Source organism: Microbacterium sp. KU4F, assembly GCF_056868075.1.
This window is the reverse complement of the sequence record NZ_CP200324.1, coordinates 2,759,200-2,778,747: the sequence shown is the minus strand read 5'-3', so window position 1 is coordinate 2,778,747 and position 19,548 is coordinate 2,759,200. Positions and strand designations below refer to the sequence as shown.

Here is a 19,548-nt window from a genome sequence, read left to right as displayed (position 1 = left end):
GCTCGAGGCAAAACTATGGGCGCACCGCCCGCGGGGGCGATGGGCACGAATCCCCATCCGCGACGCCTGCCGCTCATGACGGCGCCTGCGCGATCTGCAGCTTCGTGGCGCGCCCGTTGCGGATGAAGAACCCTCTCCCGGGAGGGAAGTCGACGCGGCGGATGCGGCCGAGCGGTGTCGACATGAGCGTGTCGCCGTCCATCTCGCCGGGCACGAGGAGGATGCCGCGCCTTCCGGCCTTCAGCGGCGCCGCGAGCGTGTAGGCCTGCTGCCAGGTGGAGGTCTCCCCCTCGCCGACCACGAACTGGTCTTCACGGATGAGGAGCCGGATCAGCCGGTCGAGTTCGTACTCCGCAACCGAGCCGGCGAACTCCGGGAGCGTTTCGACGATCACGGCGAGACGTTGCGCGGAGCCGCTCTCCAGGTCGGCGTTCAGACGCTGCGCGAGCGCGAGCGCCTGATCGGCCCCCACCGCGACCTCGTCCCACGTGAGTGCCGCGAGCGCGGACCGGCGCGGCGTGACGAGGATGCGGCGCGTGCCGGCTGCCGCGCCGAGACCCGCATGCAGCGCCCGCAGCGCTGTCGTGCGTCCGCTCGCGGGCGGCCCCGCCACGAGCAGGGAACCGACGGGTTCGATCGCGAAGGCGTCGAGACCGACGTCGTCCACACCGATGACCAGGTGCCCGCTCGCTGCCCGCGGCAGCTCGTCGAGGCGCACGCTGTCGGGCAGGCGTCGCACCGGCGCGGGGCGCGCACCCCCGGCGCGCCCGAGAGAGGCGGCGAGCCGGGTCATCTCGCGGGCCTGCACGGCGACGTTGCTGCTCTCGCCGAGGATGGCGATCTGCACCTCGTTGCCGTCGAGGATGCCGCGCCCCGGAGGCGACGACGCGCCGAGCACGTCCTTGGGGACTCCGAGCATGAGGTACTCGTCCTCGCCCGCCATCCGCAGCACGATGCGCCGCTGCACGGTCGACGCGATGGAGTTCGGCACCGAGTTCGGCCGGTCGCCGGCCACGATCACATGCACACCGACGCTGCGTCCGTCCGCGGCGATCTGCGCGAACGCGGTGTACCAGCTCGACAGGTGCGCCGGCCCGAACTCGTACTGCTCCTTGAACGTTCCGATGCCGTCGACCAGCAGCAGGATGCGGGCTTCGTCGGGCGCCGCCGCGATCGCGCGGTATTCGCCGATCGACCCGGCATTGACCGCCGCATAGCGCACGGCGCGCTCGTCGACCTTGTCGCGCAGCATCCGCAGGGTGCGCACCACCCGCTCCTCGTCGTCGCCGGCGACGATCGCGCCCACGTGCGGCAGCGCCTCGAGCATGCTGAGACCGCGCGAGCCGAAATCGAGCCCGTACACGTGCGTCGGCCCGCCGTTGCGGGTCGTCGCGGCTGCCGCGACCGCGATCGTGCGCAGCGTCGCGCTCTTTCCGGCACCGCCCGTGCCGTACACGGCGAGATTGCCGTCACGGTCCGGCTCGTAGAACACCGCGGGCTGCGCCTGCGCCTGCGGGTCGTCGATGACTCCCAGCGGCAGGCGCTCATCGGTGCGGGGGTTCGGCAGGCGACGGAAGCTGTACACGGCGGCCAGTTCGTCGAGCCACGGCTTGCGAGGAACCGGCACCTCCGCCCGAGCCGCCGCCGCGCGCACCGTCGCGACGATGCGCGCGATGTCGGTCGGCCCCGGGTCGGGCTCGTCGACGACCTCGACCTGAGGCGCCTCCCACGCGGCGTGCGCGCCGAAGTCGAGCTCCGCGACGTCGATGCGAGGAACCGGCGGCTCGCCCGTGGTCCGTCCACCGGCGTAGCCCGTCTGGAACGCGGTGATACGCCCGGGGCCGCGCTTGGCGGCGCCGCGGCCGGGGATGGAGGGGTCGAAGAAAGCCGCCATGGCATCGCCCAGGATGTCCACCGAGTCATCGGCGTCCGCCATCCGCAACGCGATGCGCAGGTTCGTGTTCGCGCGGAGGTTGTCTTTGATGACGCCGGCGGGTCGTTGTGTGGCGAGCACGAGGTGCAGTCCGAGCGAACGCCCGCGCTGCGCGACGTCCACCACTCCGTCCACGAACTCCGGCACCTCGTTCACGAGAGCGGCGAACTCGTCGACCACGATCACCAGGCTCGGCGGGCAGTCCGGATCGCCCGTCTTCTCGAGCGAGACGAGGTCCTTCGCCTTCTTTGCGTTCAGCAGATGCTCCCGGTACCGCAGTTCCGCGCGCAGCGAGGTGAGCGCGCGCCGCACGAGGTGGGGCGAGAGGTCGGTCACGAGGCCCACCGTGTGCGGCAGCGAGACGCAGTCGGCGAACGCCGAACCGCCCTTGTAGTCCACGAACAGGAAGGTGAGCCGGTCGGGGCTGTGAGCGGCGGCCATGCCGAGCACCCAGGACTGCAGGAACTCCGACTTGCCGGCGCCGGTCGTGCCGCCGACGAGCGCGTGCGGCCCGTCCGTGCGCAGATCCAGCACGAACGGCTCGGAGCCGGCGTGCCCTACCACGGCCCGCAGGTTGCCCTCGGTGCGGCGGCGCTGCGGCGGGCGCCCGTCGCGGGCGATGAGCGAGCCGTTCTGCCGCCAGCGCTCGATGACAGCGTCCACCTCGCCGAGGATGTCCATCCCGGCCAACACCGGGTAGGCGACCGCGCGCGGCAGGTCGGAATCGTCGGCCTCCGGCACTCCCACGTCCACGACGGGTGCGAGCTGTCGGGCGAGCTGCTCGGCGCGGGGCACGTCGACGCTCTCGAGACGCACCGGCGAGGTGCGCTCCGCCAGCCGCACCTGCCCCGCAGCCCCCGTCTCGCCGTCCACCTCGATGAAGCTCCGGCAAGCGGCAGGCAGCTGCGCCACGCGCGGCGCACACCACACGACATGCACGCCCGCATCCGGACCGCGCTCGACGACACGCGTCGCGCGCGCCCGGTCGAGCGGAGCCCCGTCCTCGAGCAGGAGGATCACGCTCGGAACGACCGGCGCGGGCCGTTCGTCGACGCGCGCCGTGTCGAGGGGACCGCGCGGGGTCGGCACGCTCGAGTCCAGGCGCGCATCGATGAGCCCCTCGATCCGCGCCAGCAGCGCCGAGGCCGCGGCGGGCGTGTCCGCGAGATGCGGCCCGAGCAGAGGACTGTGCGAGGAGCTGGTGTGCGGAAGCCACTTCATCCAGTCCCACTCCTCGCGCGCGGCCGGCGGCACGATCGCGGCGATCGCGACCTCGGCCGGCGAGTGGCGAGCGGCGACTTGCAGGAGCGCCGCCCGCGCGACCGCGTGCACGGCGCCCCGCGCACCGGCGTAGCCGAGAGAACCGGAACGCACCAGGTCGACGGCGACCGGCACATCCTCGATACGCGAGAACTCGTCGCGCAACGCGATCAGGCGCTCCCAGCAGTCGGCGAGGCCGTCCTGCTCGGGGGGCAGCACGACACGGTTGCGCGCCTCATCCGAGCCGACCCCGACGTTCACGAGGAGGAAGCGGGGCGACTCGGTCCGCTCGGTCCACAGCAGCGGCCCGAGCCGGCGCGCGTCCTCCTGCACGTCGGCGCTCGAGGGGAGCTCCTGCCAGCGGGCGGCGCGCTCCTGGTCGCGGGCGGTCTCCAGCCGCTCCCTGGTGGCCCGCATCCCCTCATCGAACGCCCGGCGCTGCGCCTTCAGCTGACGCCGACTCGTCATCGACTGATCGACGAACGCCCCGACGAGCAGGATGGGGCTCATCGCCATCATCACGACCCCGAGCAGCTGCTGGGTGAGCGCCCACAGCACGGCGCCCATGATCAGGGGGGCGGCGAGCGCGATGAACGGGAACCGTTGCCGCTGCGGCACGGTCGGCGGCTTCGGGGCGGGATGGTCCGCCCCCTCGTAGCGGGGCACGACCCGCGGCGAGCGCACATGGTCGACCTGCGAGGCCGACGTCGTGGTCGCGGGCAGCTGGGTGCGCACCACGCACAGCGAGGTGTCTCCCAGCACGACGACGTCGCTCGGTTGCAGTGTCGCGCGCGCGACGAGGCCGCCGCCCACCATGACGCCGTTCGCCGAGTTGAGGTCGAGGATCTCGATCGTGTCGCCGACGTTGAGACGCGCGTGTCGCTTCGAGACCATGGGATCGCTCAGGCGCACCGGTGTTCCGTGGTCGCGACCGATGAGACTCGCCCCGGACGGCACGGGGAACTCCGTGCCCGCATCCGGACCGCTGAGAACGCGCACGGTCGCCACCGTCGCGCCGCGTCCATCACTCGTGGTGAAGCGCGCGCTCTCGCGCACGATGTCCACCGCGGCGCCCGAGAGCAGCCCCGACTCGGCGAGCGAGGCTGCCGCGTCGACCGTGCGGGATGCGGCACCCGCCGTGACCACCGACAGCGTCACCGGGCCCGGCACGGCACCGCCGTTCTGCGGATCGGCCACCAGCAGCATCCGTGCCACATCCGCGACGGTCGCCGTCGCGTCGGCGGTGACGGTGACGTCGACGGGGCTGCTCGGTCGTCGCAGCGTGAGTTTGAGCTTCATGAGGCGGCCTCCACATCCAGCAGCGGAAGATCGGCGCGGGTCACCAGACGCGACGCGATCGCGTATTCGACGAGACGGATGCGGCGGTTGGTCGCGTACGAGCGCACGCCGCCGCGCAGGCCCTGCACGCCCATCCGGTCGAGCTTGTCGCAGACGTTGTCGAGCTTGCGGTTGAAGCGGGTGATCGCCCAGCCGAGCCGGGCGGCGGCCTTGGCGCTCGTGGGGATCTCTCCCATACCGCTGCCTTCGCGAAGGAGCATCGGCTCGGCGAGAGCGAGGATGAGCTGGCGTTGCGAGAGCGTGAAGGTGACGTCGCCGATCGTCGTGGTGCCGTCGCCGCTGCTGGGCTGGGTCTCGCTGAAGACGGGCTCGGCGACGTGCAGCGACACCTCGTAGGTCGTGGGGCCGGCGGTGAACACGACCGTGGTGCGGCCGAACACGAGGGGCAGCCGACCGCCGGGGGCGAGCCAGGACTGGAGCCGGCCTCCGCCGTCGGTCACGGTCACGGCCAGGCGGGCACCGACGTTCTGAAGCAGCCAGATCCCCTCGAACTCGCGGATCTCCAGCAGGCGCCGATGCAGGAACGGGTTCTCATCGATCGAGAGGTCGGCCTCGCGTCCGATGGTGAAGACATCCCCCGAGCGCACCGCGAACCACTCTCCGCAGTACTCGACCGACACCGCCCGGTCGTCCGTGTCCCCGAATCCCGCGGTCACGGCGCGCACCCCTCGGCGGACTGGGCTGCGGACGTGCCGTCCGCGCGACGCAGCACGACTTCCACGCACGTCCGGCCGGACGGGTCGGCGGCGAGCGTCACGCCCGGCTGGTCCGTCTCCTGGAAGGTGAAGCTCTCTCCGGGCACGACGGGACGCCAGAGGTACACATCCCCCGAGACCGGCTCCGGGTTGCGCCAGGTGAACGAGACCCCGTCCGCCGTCGCCGTCCCCGCGAGATCCGCCACCGCGGGAGGAGCGTCCTCGCCGACCGCGTCGACGGGCGCCGGCGGCGCCGCCTCCGACTCCACAGGCGTCGCCGCACCCGGGGACGCCAGGGCCATCGCCACCCCCACACCCCCGACGACGAGAAGCAGCGCCGCGGCACTCGCGATCCAGATCCCGCGCCGTCTCCGCGGCTGCGGGCCGTCGGCGGGCGACGCCGGGACGTCGGGAAGCTCCCGCACGAGTGTCGCGTCGAGTTCGGGCGCGACGGGAGCCGGGGCGATGCGCGCGGGTGCGGGCGGAAGAGTCGACGCATTCGTCCAGACCGGAGCGGGAGCGGGCGACGCCGGGGGGATGACCGCGGCCGGCGAGGGCAGCGTCTGCGGCGACGCGGACGTGACGCTCTGCGCATCGATGCTCGTGACGCCCCGGAACCGCGTGCGCTCCTCACCCTCATCCGTCTCGTCCTCGAGGAGCTCCTCCTCGAGCACATCGAGCTGCGTCGCCTGCATCCCGAGCTCGATCTGCACGCGCTGCAGCGCACGGGCGAACTCCGCGGCCGAGGCGTAGCGGCGCGCCGGGTCCTTGTCCATCGCCCTGGTGAGGACGGCCTGGAGCGCGCCCGAGACGTCCGGGCGACCCGTCGAGGGCAGCGGCATGGACTGGATGCGCGCCATGACGTCCAGCTCGGTGTTCGACGCCCCGGGGATCTCGAAGGGTGTGCGATTGGTCAGCAGCGTGAACAGGGTCGCGGCCAGCGAGTAGACGTCCGAGGAGGGGAAGCCCTGCGGCGGCACCGCCAGAGATTCCGGGGGCGACCACGGAATGCTCATGCCGGTGAGCGCGTCGCTCGTCGTCGCCGAGATCCCGAAGTCCGTGAGGGCGGGACGACCGTAGTCGGTGACGAGGATGTTCGCGGGCTTGATGTCGCGGTGGAGGATACCGGCACGATGCGCCGTCTCCACGGCGCCCGCGATCTGCACCCCCACCCGCAGCGCCTCGGCCTCCGAGAACCGTTCGCGGCGGTGACGCACCTGCAGGTTCGGTCGGGAGCAGTACTCCATGACCAGGTAGGGTCGGCCGTCGTCGGAGACGCCCGCCTGATAGACCGAGACGATCGAGGGGTGCGTCGCCAACTGGGCCATCAGGTTCGCCTCCTCGGCGAAGCCCTCGGCCGTCGTGGTTCCCAGGCGGTCCTTCAGCAGCACCTTGACCGCCACCTGGCGACGCGGATGCAGCTGCTGATACAGGAACACGTCGGCGAAGCCGCCTCGTCCGAGCAGCTTGACGTGGTCGAACCCGGGCAGGGCGGGCGGAGTGGACGGAGGCCGGGCCGCCATCAGATCCCCTCGAACGACAACACGACGCCGTCTCCGAGATCCAGGCGGTCGCCGGCGACCAGCAGAGAAGGCTGTCCCGGATGCAGGCGCACCGGGTCCACGCCCGGACGCAGCAACCGCGTCCCGTTCATCGAGTCCAGATCGACGGCGAGCACGTCCTCCCCCTCCACCCGCAGCTCGACGTGGCTGCTCGAGATGCTCCGATCGGCGCTCGTGACGCTCACGAGGTGCGGCACGGTGCCGGTGGCGCGCACCGCACGGGGCCGGCGGCCGACGACGGCGCTGCGGTCGAGGTCGATCCGCTCGCCGGTCGAGAGAACGAGCACCGCCGTGCGGCGCGGCGGTGCAGCCGGCGCCGCCGTCGCCGGGCGTGCATCGCCGAGCTGCGCGCGCAGAGCGGCGAACTGCTCGGATGTCATCGTCTCGCCGTCGTGGTCGCCGCGCACCGAAGCCGGAAGCGCGGGCGCCGACGGCACCCCGCTGATGAGTGCGCCCGGTGGGAGCGCCTCGGCGACCGGATCCGGCTCCCGCACCGCCGCATCCTCCACCGACGAGATCCGCGTCTCGCCGAAGATGAGATCGTCGTAGCCCGAGGTCTCCTCTCCGGGCCGATCGCTCGGCACCTCTTCCGGCTGCGTCACCTGCGCCTCGAACCCGTCGGTCGGCACGTCTTCCGTCTGCGTCGTCTCCTCCCCGAGCGGAAGCCGGGTCTCCACCGCCACCGTGGGCGCCGGGGCAGGCGCGGGTTCAGGCGCAGGCGCAGGCGCCGGTTCACGCGCCGGTTCGGGCGCCGGCACCGGTCGCGCGTCAGGTTCTCCCACCAGCCACCGCACGGCCGAGGCTGCGGCCACCCCGTCGGCGAGAGGAAGCACGCAGGGCTCGTCGAGCGGCCCTACCACCACCGCGAGCGCGCCCGCGATGGTGCGGTCGGTCCAGGTCGGCGCACCGAGCGCGCTCACGTTCTCGACCTGCCCGCTCGAGGTCTCCACCCTCGCCGGCGTCGCGCCGCGCACGATCACCCGGGCAGCGCCGTCGGCGACGCCCAGCACCACGAACGGCGGCAACGCCGACATGTCCGCACCGACCCGCGCGACGAGCTCGCCGAGCACGACCGCGAAGGCGTCGGCGCCCTGCATCGCTCCCCAGACCCGCGCCACCGTGTCGGCCCCGATGTCGGGGGGCAGCATCGCCACGCTGCCGCCGGCGGCCACCACGTGCCAGTCACCCGAGCTGTACGTCAGCATCCGCGTCCTCTTCCTCGCTCGTACGCCCCGCGCTCGTGCGCGTGCGGGGCACCGTGTCCTCGTCGATCAGCTCGCCGTCCACCACCGGCAGAGTCGGCGCTTCGGCGTCGTCCAACACACGGTGGGCATCGACGACGACGACGGTGACGTTGTCGCGCCCGCCCCGCAGCAGTGCCTCGTGCACGAGGCGCGTCGCCGCCGCCTGCGCCGAGGACTCTGCCGACAGACCGGCCTGGATCTGGGTGAAGTCCAGTTCCTTGGTCAGCCCGTCCGAGCACATCAGCAGCCGGTCTCCGGCTTCGGCCGGCAGCAGCCAGTAGTCGGGCGCGGCGGAGGATCCCGCCCCCATCGCCCGGGTCACGACATTGCTCTCCGGGTGCGACGACGACGCCTCCTCGTCGAGCTCACCGCGATCGATCATCGCCTGGACGGCGGAATGGTCGACGCTGATCTGCTCCAGTCGCCCCCGCGCCAGGCGGTAGGTGCGGGAGTCGCCGATGTTCACGACGAGCCAGTAGCTCGATCCCGCCTGCTCGCACAGCGCCGCACCGGTGAGCGTCGTCCCCGCGGCCGAGCGGTCGGTCTCGATCGCCGCGACCCGCTCGAGCGCGCGAGCGAACGCATCCTGCATCTGCTCGACGGTCACGCTCTCGCCGCCCACGAGCGGGAGGAACCCCTCGATCGCGGCCCGGCTCGCATCCGCACCCGCCTCGTGGCCGCCCATCCCGTCGGCGACCAGGAACAGCGGCGGAGCGGCGAGATAGGCGTCCTCGTTCGCCGCGCGCCGCAGCCCTCGATCGCTCGCCGCTCCCCACGACAGCTCGACGGCGTTCACGAGCGGGCCGATCGGGGTGCCCGACGCGCTCCACGGCGCGCGAGAGCGGATGCCGGGAACAACCGAGCGACGAGGCGCCGATGCCACGGGACGGCCGCGCGCAGGGCGCGCGCCGCCTCGTCGAGGTCGTCCCAGTACGCGCTCGCCTCGTCGGCCGGGACCTCCTCGCCGCCGAACACCGCCGCATCCGCGCGCATCGCCAGGGCGCCCGCCGCGACGGCCGGATACCGCTCCTGGAGAGTGCGCGCCTGCTCGCGCCGTGTCGCCCCCGCGCCCACCGGCGCGCCCACGTCGCTCGCGACGTCCACGAGCTCGGCCCATCCTCCGTCGACGCGCTCCCACGAGGATGCGGCCGCACGACGACGGGCACGACGACGCGCCTTGACGACGGCGAGTGCGAGCGAGGGACCGAGCAGCACGACCAGCACGAGCAGCGAGAGGCCGGCGATCTGCAGCGTCGCCCACAGCCACGCGAGGTCGGCGGGAGCGTCGGTGGCGGACTCGTCCTCCACGGGCGCGGGCGGCGGGAGTTCGGCGGGCTCCTGAGGAGTCTGGGGCGGCTGCGCCACCTGGGCCTGCGGCTTCTGCGCCTGCTGCGGCGTCTCTTCCTGCGGCACGCGGTCTTTGGCGGGCGTGGGGTCGAACGCGATCCAGCCGAGACCCTGGAAGGGCACCTCGACCCAGGCGTGGAGATCATCGCCGGTGACGGTCGTCGTCTGCTCCCCGGCGGTCTCGAACCCCATGACGACCCGCACCGGAAGCCCCAGCTGCGAGACCATGAGCGCCATCGCGACGGCGTACTGCTCGTCGTCGCCGATCATCTGCGTCCCGGCCAGCAGCGCCGACTCCCTCTCCAGGGTGTGGCCCGACCGCGACGGCACCTGCCCCTCGAGTCCGCTGCTGTAGAAGCCGGTCGTCTGGAAGTACGCCTCGATCGCCCGCACCTGATCACCGGGCGTCTCGGCGCCCTGCGTCACCTTGTCCAACAGCACCGCGATCTCGTCCGGGACCGCCGCCGGTGCGGGCGTGCGGATGCCCTCGACCGCCGCGGCGGCGAGCTGCTCGTCGGTGGGGGCGGGGCTGAGCCACCCGCGCAGGCGGTACTCATCGCCGTCGTCGAGCCCGGTGGTCACCACCGCGGTGCCGGTCGCCGCGTTGTAGTGCAGCGCCGCCTCCCGGTCGGCGGCACCGGCCGATTCGAAGGTGATCGCCGACGCGTAGCCCACCGTCGGCACCCACACGCCGCGCAACGAGGAGACCTCGATCTGCGCCTCGAACTCGTCACCGGCAGGGACCGTCTCGATCTCACGGCCCACCCGGGAGAACACGCCGGAGCCCGCGCCTCCGGCGCCCGAGACCTTGTAGACGACGCCGTCGTAGGCGTCGAGCGTCGCGAGCCGCACACGGGTCCCCGCAGGCAGGCCCGTGACGGTGAACAGCCGCGCCTCGGCGCCGTCGCGTTCGTACTTCCGATACGACGCGAGCGGTGAGGCGTAATCGTGCAGGGTCAGCGGGGGAACCACGTGGTCCCGGAGCACCTGGCGGTCCCCGATCACCATCGCGCTGGCGGCCGATGCTGCCGCGAGCGAGCAGGCGAGCAGCAGGGCGATGGCGCCGATCGGGACGATGCGGCCCGGTCGCGACGGCTCATCCTGCCCCGCCGGGTTCCCCCGCTGGCCGCGCCGGCGCCCGGTGAGCCAGGCCAGGGCGATCAGGAGAGCACCCGCACCGACCGCGCCGGGCAGCACCGCCGCGAACGTGCTGAAGGCGATGGCGAGAACGAGCAGCCCCGCCGGGGCGAGCAGAGCGAGCGCGTACAGCCTGCGGGCTCGCAGGGCGACGCTGACCGCCACCACCGCCACCACCATCGTCGCCAGATAGGGCACGATCTGGAGGTTGTCGAACCCGAGGAACGGCGTCTGCAGAGTCAACGCCTGCTTCCACACCTGCACGACGCCGAGTGCGAGCGCCGCGAGGACGTCGAGTGAGGGGATCACCCCTGCGATGGATGCCGAACGCAGCACGAGAGCGCCGCCGAAGACGAAGTAGGCCACGACGGTCAGCGCCGCCAGGCTCAGCGGATGCCAGCGCCACCGCCACCCCGCCCATCCGAGACCGGCGCCGAGAAGGGCACCGCCGCCGGCGGCGATCCAGAAACCCCGCGCGTCGTAGGCGGACAACAGCGGGACCGCGGCGACGAGCACGAGCGCGAGCATCGTCGCCGTCTCGACGAGCGATCGCCGCACGCTCATGCGGTCACCGCCCGCATCGCCAGGCGGAGGGCCGGCAGCTCGGGCAGGCTGACCATCGGCAGCTCCCCCAGCATCCGGCGTGACAGATCCTCACCGCGGGCGGCCCGCAGGCACAGGGTGCGCGCGGTCACCGGCACGCGCACGGATGCCGAACGCACCTCCGCGGGAGCTGCGAGCGCGCCGGTGACCAGCAGGACGACGGAGGCGCCCGGCACCGCGGCGGCGACCGTCCGCCCCATCTCGGCCACGCCCCGATCCGCCGACGCCTGTGCCACGGCGGAGAGCGTGTCGAGCAGGTGCGTGCCCGAACGGAGCGCGTGCACCGCCTCACCCGCGACCAGTGACACATCCTTGCCGTCGCGCACCGCCGCCAGCCCCACGGATCCCGCGATGGAGACGGCGAGCTCGAACTCCTCCTCGTCCGCGTACTCCTGCGCACGCGTCGACAGGGCGACCACGAGGTGCGAACGTCGGGTCTGCTCGAACTGTCGGATCATCAGCGAGCCGATGCGCGCGGTGGATCGCCAGTGCACGTGCCGGAGGTCGTCGCCCGGCACGTACTCGCGCAGCGCGTGGAACGACACGTCGTCGTCGGCGAGGTCTCGCGTGGGCAATCCCTCCAGGTCCCGCAGGAGTCCGGCCGTGTCGCCGTCCAGGGGCAGCACCCTCGGGTGCACGTAGAGCTCGGTCGGCTCGGTCCAGCGCACCCGTCGGTGCAGAAGCTCCAGCGGATCGCTGCGCACGGAGGTGACGGGACCGAGGGTCAGCACGGCGCGGCGCTGGGTCGGGATGAGGAACAGCTCGTCGTGCTCCTCTCCCACCGGCAGCCGCGGCACGTCGAACTCGGGGCGCGCGGCTCCCACCGGGAGCATCACCCGCGTCGGCGGGGCGGCCCGGGTCGCTGCGTTGGCGACGAGCACCCGCCCCGTGGCGGCATCGCCGACCGTGACCCGGCTCGCCGCGAGTTCCACGGTGACCCGGTAGGTGGCCGTGCGCAGCACGAACGGCACGGCGGCGAGGATGAGCAGCGCCCCGAGCAGCGCCACGGCGAGCATCTCGGCCCAGCCAAACGCGAGCCCCAGGACGGCGGCCACGACGGTCACCGCGGCGAGGCTCCAGCCGAGCGCGGATCCGACGCGCAACGGCCGCTTCAGCCGTCGCGCCGTCGGAGCCGATCGCGCCGCCCAGCGCCTCGCCGACGCGATCATGCCGCGCTGGTCCGCGACTGCGGCGCTGCGACGTCGGCCAGCGCACGACCGATGACGGATGCGGCGGTGACACCTGCGAACTCGGCCTCGGGGTCCATCACCAGGCGGTGCTCCCAGACGGGTGCGGCGAGCGCCTTGATGTCGTCGGGGATGACGTAGGTGCGACCTTCCTCCGCGGCCCACACCTTCGCTGCGCGGATCATGGCGAGCGAACCGCGCACCGAGACCCCCAGGCGCGTGTGCGCATCGGCGCGGGTCTGCTCGGCGAGCTGCGCCGTGAATCGGAGCACAGCGGGGTCGACGTGGATCCCCGTCAGCAGGTCGGCGATCTCACCCACCGCAGCGGTCGTGATGATGGGCGTCAGCGCCGCGGAGCGGTCCCGTGTCGCGGCGCCGGAGAGGATCTGCTCCGCCGCCGCGAGGTCGGGGTAGCCGATGCTCGTCTTGAGGAGGAAGCGGTCGAGCTGCGCCTCCGGCAGCTTGTACGTGCCCGCCTGCTCGATCGGGTTCTGGGTGGCGATGACCATGAAGGGCCGTCCCGCTTCGTGGGTCTGCCCGTCGATGGTGACGCGGCCTTCCTCCATGACCTCCAGAAGCGCCGACTGGGTCTTGGGGCTCGCGCGGTTGATCTCGTCGGCCAGCACGATCGAGGCGAAGATCGGCCCGCGGTGGAAGGCGAACGACTGCGTCTTCTGGTCGTAGATGGTCACGCCCGTGACGTCGGAGGGCAGCAGGTCGGGCGTGAACTGGATGCGGCTGTTCGTTCCCTGCACGGAGGCGGCGAGCGCCTTGGCGAGCTGCGTCTTGCCGGTGCCGGGGGCGTCTTCGAGCAGCACGTGCCCCTCGGCGAGCAGCGCCGTGAGGACGAGTCGGATCACCCCCTGCTTGCCGAGCACGGCCTGACCGACGTTGTCGCTGAGCCGTTGGAACGTCTCGGCGAACCACGCCGCCTGCTCCTGCGTCACTGTCATCTTCTGTGTCCTTGTCTCACGGGATGTAGACCTTCTCTGTCGTGTACTTGCCGAGAACCTCTATGTAGACCCAGCCCTTGCGCCAGATGATGTTGCACACCGTCACCGCACCGTTTTGGGGGACATCGATGTTCACCTGACAGCTGGCGTTCTTGTCCTCGTCGGCGAAGACCTTGACCGTGTAGTTTCCTGGGTCGAAGTACTGCGTGTTCAGCTGCACCTTCGCCCACTCGCCGTCGACGAACCCGCCGTTCGACACCCAGGCCTTGGCATCCAGCGCCCGCTCCTGCCAGTTCGCATCGCTCGAACCTGCTTCGTTGCTGTAGCTCACGCTGACCGAGCCGGTGCCGCCCGCGCTGCTGACCGTCGCGGTGTACGAAGCAATCCCGTTGCCGTCGAGTCCATGGCTCGAGCTCGTCAGGGGGCGTCCATTCGCATTCACATTCCAGGTGAACTGCACAGCGTGGTCCTGCCGGACGGCGGAACTCAACGTCACGATCGGCTTGCCGAACGGCACCGCGTTGTTCGATCCCGCTTCGGGACTGGTCGCGACGCCCTCGATCGAGGACTCCGCCCACACGACGACCGAGTACGTCCCCCCGTTGGCGAGCCCGCGGATCACCGTCCCGCCCGGGTCGGCGACGCCTTGGGCGCCGGTCTGGTTGACGCGATAGCGGTAGGTGATGTCGGAGGCCCTGTTCCCGTTGCCCGGGCCGGGCGTGAAGGTGACGGTGATCGCCCCGTCGCCCGGGGTCGCCGTGACCGCCGTGGGCGCGCCCGGCGCGATGGCCGCACGCCGGGGGGCGGAATCCGCGCTGGGCACCGAGCTGCCGGCCTTGTTCCTGGCCGTCACCGAGAAGGTGTAGTCGGTCTCGTTGGTGTCGACCACCACGTTCTGGGTCGTGCCCGTCGACACGATCGTGCGCAGCACGCTGCCGCCGCGCTTGACCGCGAGAGCGTAGTCAGCGACCGGGTCGCCGTTGACGTTGGTCGGGGCCGTCCAGCTGACGGCGATCTGGGCCTGGCCGGAGACGGGCGTCGCTGCGGCCGTCGTCGGCTGACCCGGCGCATCGGGCACGCCCGCCGGAACCACCGTCGCCGAGTACGCGCTCCACTCCGAGGGCTCGGGGGCCCGGTTCACCGCCTGCACGCGCACCTGGTAGGCGATGCCGTTCTCGAGCCCCGCCCACTCGATCGAGGTGCCCGTGACACCGGTCTTCTGGATGGAGCCGGTCGCGGGAGCGGGAGAGATCTCGAGGTTGTAGCTGAGCACCGGCGAGCCTGCCGACCGCGGCGCCGCCCAGTTCACGGTGATTCGGCGATCGCCGAAGACGGTCGAGGGCGCCGAAGGGGTATCGGGGCGGGCATCCGGTCGTGCCGAGGCGGAGGGGCCCGAGGGGTCGGATTCCCCGACCTCGTTCACCGCGGTGACGGTGAAGGTGTAGTCGACGTCGTTGGTCAGGCCGTCGATCGTGCAGGTCGTGGAGGCGCACGAGCGGGATCCGCCCTGCGGTGAGCTGACACGGTACTCGGTGATCGGTGAACCGTTGTTGGCGGGCGCCGTCCAGGACAGCACGACGGTGCGGTCCTGCACCGAGGTGACGACGGGGGTGCCGGGTGCGGCCGGTCGTCCCTGGACGGTCAGCAGGACGCGCCCCTCCACCTCGCGATCGGCGGACCGGGTCGCGTCGGCGATCCGATAGCCCACGATCATCGTGCCCACGAAGTCGGCGGCGGGGGTGATGCGCACCCGATCCCCGTCGACGTCGGCCTCACCGCGTCCGCTGTCGACACGGGCGGAGAGCAGGACGAGGGGTCCGCGGTCGACGAACGGATTCACGTCGTTCGCGAGCACGTCGACGTTCTGTGTCGCTCCCTGGTCGGCGCGTGCGATCACGTCGTCATTCGCGACGGCGAACGGACGCTGGCTCGTCACCGTCGTGATCGACACGCGCGCTTGCGTGGGGGTCGTGACGCCGTCGGTGACCTCGATCGTCAGCGTGTCCGACCGCCCCGCGGGCACATCGGCGTCCGCCGACACGGAGAGCTTCGACCCGCTCACTTCGGCGCGGAACCCGGCGGGCACCTGTCCCGCGACGGAGAAGCGGAGCTTGGCCGCATCCCCCTCGTCCGGGTCGTAGGCCAGGCGGGCCAGTTCGAGCGTGGCCGCGTCCTCGCCGGGCGCGACGGTGACCGAGGCGTTGCGCAGCGTGGGCGGCTGGTTCTCGGCGGGTCGCACCTGGATGGGGATCGTGATGAAGGCCGTCAGCCCGTCGGGATCGTCCGGACCGGTTCCGTCCGTGACGAGCAGGGCGAGGGTGTCGGGCCCGAAGTAGCCCGCGGCCGACGTGTACTGGAGGGTCTTCTCATCGACCAGGGCAGAAGAGCCGTCGGCGTGGGCAGTGCGGATCGAGTCTGCCGTCGCCACGCGGGGCGTGCGCCCCGCGCGCACCCTCACGTGGTCGGCGAGGGAGATCTTGAGAGCCTCACCGCTGTCGACCACCAGCGGTGCCGTCGTGGTGAGCGTCGGCAACAACCCGGCCGATCCGGGAACGAAGATGAACGCCTGAGCCTGGCCGCCGTCCGGATCGGTGATCGTGTACCGGACGATCTGGGCCGTCGGGGTCACCGGGAGTGTCACGACGCCGTCGCGCGACACCTCCGCATCCGGGTTCTCGAGCGTGACCTCGAGCCCCGCGGTCGTGCCGTCGGGATCCTCGTCGTTCTCGAGCACGGGCACCGCGACCGTGAGCTCGTCGGTGATGTCGAGCACCGAAGCGCGGTCGTCGCGTGCGACCGGCGGCAGCAGCGGCGCCTGCGGATCGACCGTGACCAGCAGAACTCCCTGCGCGGTCGCGCCGAAGTCGTCGGCGATCGTGTAGCCGACGGTGAAGTCGCCCGCCGCCGAACCCGTGGTCACCTGCACGCGACCGTGGGAGACGGTCGCCGTCAGCCCCTCGGCGACCGTGAGGGTGTCGGAGAGGGTGATCACGTCGCCGTCGGGGTCGGAGTCGTTCGCGGTGACAGCGACGGTGACGGTGCGATCGGGGCGCACCACGACGACGTCCTTGGCGGCGTACGGGGCCTGGTTCTCGGTCGCGGGCGGCGCGATGCCGACGGTCACGGTCCCTTCGGCGGTCGCACCGAGCTGGTCGCGCACGAGGTAGGTGAACGTGTCGCGTCCCGAGGCATCGGGGTAGGCCTGATAGGTCAACCAGGACGCGCCCGCCGTCACCCGCCCCTTCGCGGGAGCGGACGAGACGCCCAGCAGTTCCACGGAGTCGCCGTCGGCGTCGATGCCGTCGAGCGGGATGGCGATGCGTTCCTCGGTGCCGGCGATCGCGCGGGCCGAGACGCTCTTGGGTCGGGGCGGCGAGTTCGCACCGGCGTCGGCGGGCACGATCTGGATGGTGAGGTAGCCGGCGCTCCGATTGCGCTGCGAGTCCTCGATCTCGTAGGTGGCGTGCACGGTCCCCGCGGCGGACGGCGCCTGGAAGCGCACCGCGTCGCCGGCGACGAAGATCGATGCGGGATCCGCGGCATCCGTCTCCACGAGCTCGGGCAGCAGCGTGATGGTGTCGCCGTCCGGGTGGTAGTCGTTGGCGAGCACCGGGACCGAGACCACGTCGCCGGCACGCACCACGGCCGTGTCCTCCACCGCCACGGGCGGGCGCAGCACCTCGGGCAGGGCCACGGGGAGCACCAGCACCTCGCCGGTCGCCGTCCGCGTTCCGTTCGAGATCGTGTACGAGATGGTGGTCGGCGCACTCAGCCCGCCGACATCGGTCACGCGCAGCACGCTGTGGGTGAGCACCTCCACACCGATGCCCGTGCCGGACGCGGCACGCGCCGACTGGACCACCAGGACTCCCCCGCCGGGGTCGGAGTCGTTGGCCAGGACATCGACGAGCACATCCCGTCCGGTCGGCAGCAGTGCGAGGTCCCGCACCGCGATCGGGTCCTGATCGGAGCCGTCGTCGGCCAGGACGTCGATGCGCACCAGCCCTACAGCAGAGCGGGGCCCGTCCGAGAGCAGGTACTGCACGTAGTACGTGTCGGGGGTGTCGGAGGTGAAGGTGAAGGTGCCGTCGGCGTAGTTCGCGACGATCGTCACCCCCGGCAGAGAGTCCAGCTTCGCCAGACGCAGGGGCTGTCCGCTGGGGCTGAGATCGTTGGCGAGGGGCGAGACGGTGACCGGCACGCCGACCACCGTGCTGACGCGATCGGAGTTGGCCACCGGATCCAACGAGCCGGCCGGCCGGACATTCACCCGCAGCACCCCTTCGGTGTCCTCGCGCCCGTCCGAGACGACGAGCTGGACCTCCTTGAGGCCCGGCGTCCCGGTCGCGGCGGTGAACTCCACGACGCCGTTGCTGCGGTAGGTCACGCTGTCGCCGGTGTCCACGCTCGCGCGCTTGAGGTACACGTCGTCCCCGTCGGGGTCGATCCAGCCATCGAGCGCCCCGTACGACACGGAGGCTCCGGCCTCCACCTGCACCGTCGCGATGCGACGTTGCTCGGGCGGCGCGTTCACGTCGGGGGGACGGACGGTGAGCGAGACCGTGGCCTCATCCGTCCCATCACGGCCGTCGTCGACGCGGTAGGTGAAGGATGAGGCCCCCTGCGCGTTCGCCGGGACGGCGACCTGGATGGCGGAGCCTCCGAGCACGGGGGCGGCGGTGTAGCCGTTCGGCAACCCGCCCAGCGGCGTCGCCGACAGCAGGTCGCCGTCGGGGTCGGTGTCGTTGTCGGTCACCGGGAGCAGAACGGTGCGGCCCGCGCGCACTCCGTACTCGTCGTCGACGGCGGTCGGCGGGTTGTTCTGAGCGGACCGCTCGGGCAGCTCGTACTGCGGCTGCTCCTGCTCGCTCTCCTGCTCGTCGGCGTCCTCCTCCGCCGGCGGAGTCACGTCCTGCCAGTTCTCGACCTTCTCGATCTGCTGCTCGACGACCCAGACCGTGCCCGCGGTGGTGTCGTTGACCACGACCACGCGGCGGTTGGTGCGCAGCACCAGGTGCGCACCGGATGCAGCGTCGATGCGACGCTGGTCGACCTCCTCGTCGCCGACGCACTCGCGCACGTAGGCGCCCGATCCGCTCCAGATGCCGTAGACGCAGCCGTTCAGCCACACGGGGGCGCCGGGAGTGCCCTCGTCCACGGTGGCCACGATCTCGGGCTCGCCACCGCCCAGCGGCTGCCGGATGAGGGCATTCGCGGTCGCGACGAAGACCGCATCCGTCTGCGTGCCGGACTGCTGCAGCCGCGCCTGTTTCCCGTCGGGGATCACGATCGCCGACCCGTCGGGCAGGAAGAGCGTGCCCGACGTGCGGTCGAGCACCACGCCGCGATCGCCGACCGCGGCGATCTCGAGATCGTCCCCCGCGCTCACGCCCGTCAGGCGGACGGTGTTCAGCGCGCCGACGACGCCTCCCGCGACCTCGGCCGACGACACGACGGCAGAGGTCGCGGATGCGGCGAACACGTGCGCTCCGTCGGAGGACACCGCGACGACGGCACCGTCACCGATGTCCGCGGCGGCGGTCTCCTCGGAGAAGACGGTGCCGGCCAGCGACGAGACGGGTGTCACGAACAGGGAGGAGCCGGAGCCGACGGCGACCGTGGTCCCGCCGAGCGCGAGGGAGGCGTCCGAGGGCACGGTGACCGGGCTCGCCAGCGCGACGGTGGCGGGATCGATCGCCGTCAGCGTCGCGTTGGTGGTGTCGGTCACGAGGACCGTCGCACCGTCCTGCAGCACGTCGAACTCGCCCGACCGCGTGCGCACGGCGCCGTCCAGAAGCCGCGAGGGGTGGTTGAGGTGGCCGACCAGGAGATCGTCGCTCTTCGTGACCCACACGCCGCCGTCGTCGAGCTCGAGATCCGCCGTCGGCACCCCCTGATAGAGCACGGCGAGCGTGGAGATCGCGACCGCCGCCACCGTCAGCGTCGCGCTGGACGCGACGGCGGCACGGTGCCGCGCAAGCACCTCGAATGCACGCACGATTTCTCTCCCCAGAGTCGGCATCCCCAGCCGAACGTGGGTCTCAGTAGACCCCAGCCGCCGTCGGGCTGCGTATGGGGAAAATTCCCCATGCCGACGGGCAGGGCTCAGTGAAGCAGCAGCGGCGCCGCCACGGATGGCGGAAACGTCCGGAGCGGAGCATCCGGAAATTCCGGACGAGTGGCGCTGCCCGCATCAGAACCGCTCAGACGCGCGACATCCAGCGGGCGCCTTGCTATATAAATGAGCCACCCGAATAGATCCACCCGA

At 71.9% G+C, this 19,548-nt stretch carries 9 protein-coding genes; all 9 read right to left on the bottom strand.

All coding sequences use genetic code 11. The annotated features are described in order from the left end of the window. Positions 1–73: 73 nt before the first annotated feature. From AC1VNH_RS13970 to AC1VNH_RS13930, 9 genes are read right to left on the bottom strand one after another with little or no spacing between them, the layout of a single operon-like run. Positions 74–4,492: an FtsK/SpoIIIE domain-containing protein gene (locus AC1VNH_RS13970; protein WP_483112067.1), complete on the bottom strand. Its 4,419-nt coding sequence runs from the start codon at positions 4,490–4,492 to the stop codon at positions 74–76. Next, the gene (locus AC1VNH_RS13965; RefSeq protein ID WP_483112066.1) at positions 4,489–5,217 is read right to left on the bottom strand and encodes a hypothetical protein; all 729 of its coding nucleotides are present in this window, start codon (positions 5,215–5,217) and stop codon (positions 4,489–4,491) included. Before AC1VNH_RS13965 ends, AC1VNH_RS13970 begins: the two co-directional genes overlap by 4 nt. Beyond that, complete coding sequence (locus AC1VNH_RS13960; RefSeq protein ID WP_483112065.1) at positions 5,205–6,770, bottom strand: serine/threonine-protein kinase; 1,566 nt, start codon at positions 6,768–6,770, stop codon at positions 5,205–5,207. Before AC1VNH_RS13960 ends, AC1VNH_RS13965 begins: the two co-directional genes overlap by 13 nt. Then, entirely contained in the window at positions 6,770–8,014 is a 1,245-nt protein-coding gene (locus AC1VNH_RS13955; protein ID WP_483112064.1) for an FHA domain-containing protein, read from the bottom strand. The genes AC1VNH_RS13960 and AC1VNH_RS13955 overlap by 1 nt, the downstream gene beginning before the upstream one ends. Then, positions 7,992–8,849: a PP2C family protein-serine/threonine phosphatase gene (locus AC1VNH_RS13950; RefSeq protein ID WP_483112063.1), complete on the bottom strand. Its 858-nt coding sequence runs from the start codon at positions 8,847–8,849 to the stop codon at positions 7,992–7,994. The genes AC1VNH_RS13955 and AC1VNH_RS13950 overlap by 23 nt, the downstream gene beginning before the upstream one ends. Beyond that, the gene (locus AC1VNH_RS13945) at positions 8,846–11,101 is read right to left on the bottom strand and encodes a transglutaminase-like domain-containing protein (protein WP_483112062.1); all 2,256 of its coding nucleotides are present in this window, start codon (positions 11,099–11,101) and stop codon (positions 8,846–8,848) included. The genes AC1VNH_RS13950 and AC1VNH_RS13945 overlap by 4 nt, the downstream gene beginning before the upstream one ends. After that, complete coding sequence (locus tag AC1VNH_RS13940) at positions 11,098–12,309, bottom strand: DUF58 domain-containing protein (RefSeq protein WP_483112061.1); 1,212 nt, start codon at positions 12,307–12,309, stop codon at positions 11,098–11,100. Before AC1VNH_RS13940 ends, AC1VNH_RS13945 begins: the two co-directional genes overlap by 4 nt. After that, positions 12,306–13,280 carry an AAA family ATPase gene (locus tag AC1VNH_RS13935; RefSeq protein WP_483112059.1) on the bottom strand — a complete coding sequence of 325 codons (975 nt, stop codon included), beginning with the start codon at positions 13,278–13,280 and terminating at the stop codon, positions 12,306–12,308. The genes AC1VNH_RS13940 and AC1VNH_RS13935 overlap by 4 nt, the downstream gene beginning before the upstream one ends. Before the next feature lie 16 nt (positions 13,281–13,296). Beyond that, positions 13,297–19,278, bottom strand: a complete 5,982-nt coding sequence (locus AC1VNH_RS13930) for an Ig-like domain-containing protein (RefSeq protein WP_483112058.1) — start codon at positions 19,276–19,278, stop codon at positions 13,297–13,299. Positions 19,279–19,548: the final 270 nt, after the last annotated feature.

Coding starts and splice junctions, on each gene's coding strand:
- AC1VNH_RS13970 (WP_483112067.1), bottom strand. CDS start 4,492: ATGAAGCTCAAACTCACGCTGCGACGACCGAGCAGCCCCGTCGACGTC.
- AC1VNH_RS13935 (WP_483112059.1), bottom strand. CDS start 13,280: ATGACAGTGACGCAGGAGCAGGCGGCGTGGTTCGCCGAGACGTTCCAA.
- AC1VNH_RS13955 (WP_483112064.1), bottom strand. CDS start 8,014: ATGCTGACGTACAGCTCGGGTGACTGGCACGTGGTGGCCGCCGGCGGC.
- AC1VNH_RS13940 (WP_483112061.1), bottom strand. CDS start 12,309: ATGATCGCGTCGGCGAGGCGCTGGGCGGCGCGATCGGCTCCGACGGCG.
- AC1VNH_RS13960 (WP_483112065.1), bottom strand. CDS start 6,770: ATGGCGGCCCGGCCTCCGTCCACTCCGCCCGCCCTGCCCGGGTTCGAC.
- AC1VNH_RS13945 (WP_483112062.1), bottom strand. CDS start 11,101: ATGAGCGTGCGGCGATCGCTCGTCGAGACGGCGACGATGCTCGCGCTC.